Genomic DNA, 2934 nt, shown 5'->3' with positions numbered 1-2934 from the left:
GCCAGCCTCGCCTGAAGGTCCCGCGACGGAAGAAGCACTTCCGTCGCGGGATCCGGTTCAGACCAGCTTCACGCCCACCGCCTTGGTCTCGGTGTAGTGCTCCAGCACCTCCTTGCCCATCTCGCGGCCCCAGCCGGACTGCTTGTAGCCGCCGAACGGGAAGGCGGCGTCGCCCCAGTTATGGGTGTTCACCCAGACCGTGCCTGCCTTGATCTTGCGGGCCAGGCTGTGCGCCTTGCGCAGGTCCTGGGTCCAGATCGAGGCGGAAAGGCCGTACTCGGTATCGTTCGCGAACTGGGCGATCGAATCGAGGTCGTCCTCCTCGAACGGCTGGACGCACACGACCGGGCCGAAGATCTCCTCCCGCACCACCCTCATGTCGCGGTTGGTCTTGGCCAGCACGGTAGGCTCCACGAAATAGCCGCGATTGCCGACCACGTTGCCGCCGGTCACCACCTCGGCCCCTTCCTCGCGCCCGCTCTGGAGGAAGCCCGTGACCCGCTGGTGCTGCTCGCTGGACACGAGCGGCCCCATCGTGGTCTCGGGATCCAGACCATGGCCGATCTTTAGCTTGGCAGCCTCGGCCGTCAGGCCTTCCACCACTTGGTCGAACACCTTCTTGTGCGCGAACAGGCGCGAGCCGGCCGTGCAGCACTGGCCCATGTTGTAGAAGATGGCGCTGGCCGTGCCGACGATGGTGTGATCGAGCTTGGCATCCGGGAAGATCACCTGCGGGGACTTGCCGCCCAGTTCCAGGCTGACCCGCTTCAGGTTGCCGGCCGCCGCCTTGACGATCAGCTTGCCGACCTCGGTGGAGCCGGTGAACGCGACCTTGTCGACGTCCGGATGACTGGCGATCGCGGCACCCGCGGTCTCGCCGAAGCCGGTGATGATGTTGACCACGCCGTCCGGGAAGCCCGCCTCCTGGACCAGTTCGCCCAGCCGGATCGCCGCCAGCGGGGTCTGCTCGGCGGGCTTGAGCACGATCGTGCAGCCGACCGACAGGGCCGGGGCCAGCTTCCAGGCCGCCATCATCAGGGGGAAGTTCCAGGGGATGATCTGACCGACCACGCCCACCGGCTCGCGCACGGTATAGGCGTGCCATTCGCCCGGCGACGACACCGGAATGGTCTCGCCGGTCAGCCGGGTCGCCCAGCCCGACATGTAGCGGAACATGCCGATCGAGCCGGCCACGTCGGCGCTGCGCGCGGCGGTCACCGGCTTGCCGTTGTCCAGCGCTTCGAGCTGGGCCAGTTCGTCGGCGTGCTGTTCCAGCAGGTCCGCCAGCCTCCAGACCAGCGAGGCACGCTCGGCCGGCAGCATCTTCGCCCAGGGGCCGCCCTCGAAGGCCCGGCGCGCCGCGGCCACCGCCAGATCGACATCGGCGGCGTCGCCTTCCGCGACATGGGTGATGGTTTCCTGGGTCGCCGGATCCTCGACCGCGAAGGTCTTGCCGGAACGGGCATCGACCCACTGGCCGTCGATCAGGAGCTTCTTAGGCTTGTCAAGAAAAGCTCGAAGTTCGGCGCTGATCTCCGGCTTCTGAATATGGATGCTCATGATGATCTGCCTCCGTCTTTGGGAACGGTTCTAGGTTGTTTTTAGAGTACGATCAGTTGCGACCGACTGATGCGCGGTGACTTATCGGTCATCGCCCGAGCCAGCGGCAACAAGTTTGTTCAGCCAATCTTGCCTCTACCTGCCTCGACTGGCGCGGAGCGAGCGACATGCTCCTGCTGCCCACACTCGGCACACCGGGCCGCTGGAGGAGCGATCAGATCGATATGTCCGTATGAACATATCGTCTTTGCTAAGCCTCGTCCAGGCCGGCCCGGGCGACGGTGCGTTCGACCCGCGAGCGCCCAGGTGGCGCAGGGCAGACCCAAGGACAACGGAAGATATATCGCAGCAACAAGCCGGCAACACCATGATGTGCCGGTACTAGCCAAGTATAGTTAATGCATCATGAACCATATGGACGGCGCGAATGGTTTACATCAGGTAAATCATCACGCCCTAGTCGCAGGAGAATTGACCCATGTCGATAGGCAGCTTCTCTGGAACGATGCATGTCCAGACCTGGCAGGAAGCGATTGCCGAGGACATCCGGCAGCTCGAGATCGACTACGACCCGAGCTGGGGCATCCTCTGGCTGCGCATGCGCCACCCCGAGCGCGCCTGCTTCACGCCGGAGCTGATGCGCGACATGCGCCGGGTCCAGCTCCGCCTGAAGGAGCTGTTCGGTGGGATCCGCGACCCGCGCGACCTGCCCTTCCAGTGGCTGGTCTGGGCCTCGGACGCGCCGCGTGCCTGGAGCCTGGGCGGCGACCTCTCGACCTTCTGCCGCTTCATCCGTGAGCAGGACCAAGCGGGCCTGCTGGCCTATGCCGAGCAGGCTGTGGAGATCCTCCACGACAACTACCGCTCGCTCGACCTGCCGATCATGACCGCTTCCCTGGTCGAGGGCGACGTGCTGGGCGGCGGCTTCGAGGCGATCCTGACCGACGACCTGGTGGTGGCGGAGCGGGGTGCTAAGTTCGGCCTGCCCGAGATCCTGTTCAACATGTTCCCTGGCATGGGCGCCACCTCGATCATGATCCGCAAGCTCGGCAGTGCTGCGGCCAGCCGCCTGATCCTGTCCGGCCAGAGCTGGACTGCCGAGGAGGCGGAGCAGGCGGGTGCGGTCTCGCTGATCGCCGAGCCCGGTGCCGCCAAGGCCACGCTGCTCCGCTACATCGACACCCACCGCGCCCGCCTGCCGGGCGAGGTCGCCCTGCACCAGTCCCGGCGCCGCGCCGAAGCGCTGGGCCTGGACGAGATGCTGGACGTGGTCCGCATCTGGACCGAGCTGACGCTGGGCCTGGGCGAGGACTCCCTACGCCGCATGCAGGCCCTGGCGCGGGTCCAGGAGCGCAAGCGCGGGGCGGCCTGATG

At 66.3% G+C, this 2934-nt stretch carries 2 protein-coding genes; one reads left to right on the top strand and one right to left on the bottom strand.

The genetic code is table 11. From position 1 onward, the window contains the following. Positions 1-57: 57 nt before the first annotated feature. Positions 58-1560 carry an aldehyde dehydrogenase family protein gene (locus EQG76_RS06660; RefSeq protein WP_159711753.1) on the bottom strand — a complete coding sequence of 501 codons (1503 nt, stop codon included), beginning with the start codon at positions 1558-1560 and terminating at the stop codon, positions 58-60. A gap of 478 nt (positions 1561-2038) precedes the next feature. Between EQG76_RS06660 and EQG76_RS06655 the strand changes: the two genes are divergently transcribed. Beyond that, complete coding sequence (locus EQG76_RS06655) at positions 2039-2932, top strand: crotonase/enoyl-CoA hydratase family protein (protein WP_159711751.1); 894 nt, start codon at positions 2039-2041, stop codon at positions 2930-2932. The last annotated feature ends 2 nt before the right edge of the window (positions 2933-2934 follow it).

The sequence above is a fragment of the Geminicoccus flavidas genome (assembly GCF_009806515.1).
GTDB classification, from domain to species: domain Bacteria; phylum Pseudomonadota; class Alphaproteobacteria; order Geminicoccales; family Geminicoccaceae; genus Geminicoccus; species Geminicoccus flavidus.
The sequence above is the reverse complement of the archived record's forward strand: the minus strand, read 5'-3'. Positions and strand labels throughout refer to the sequence as shown.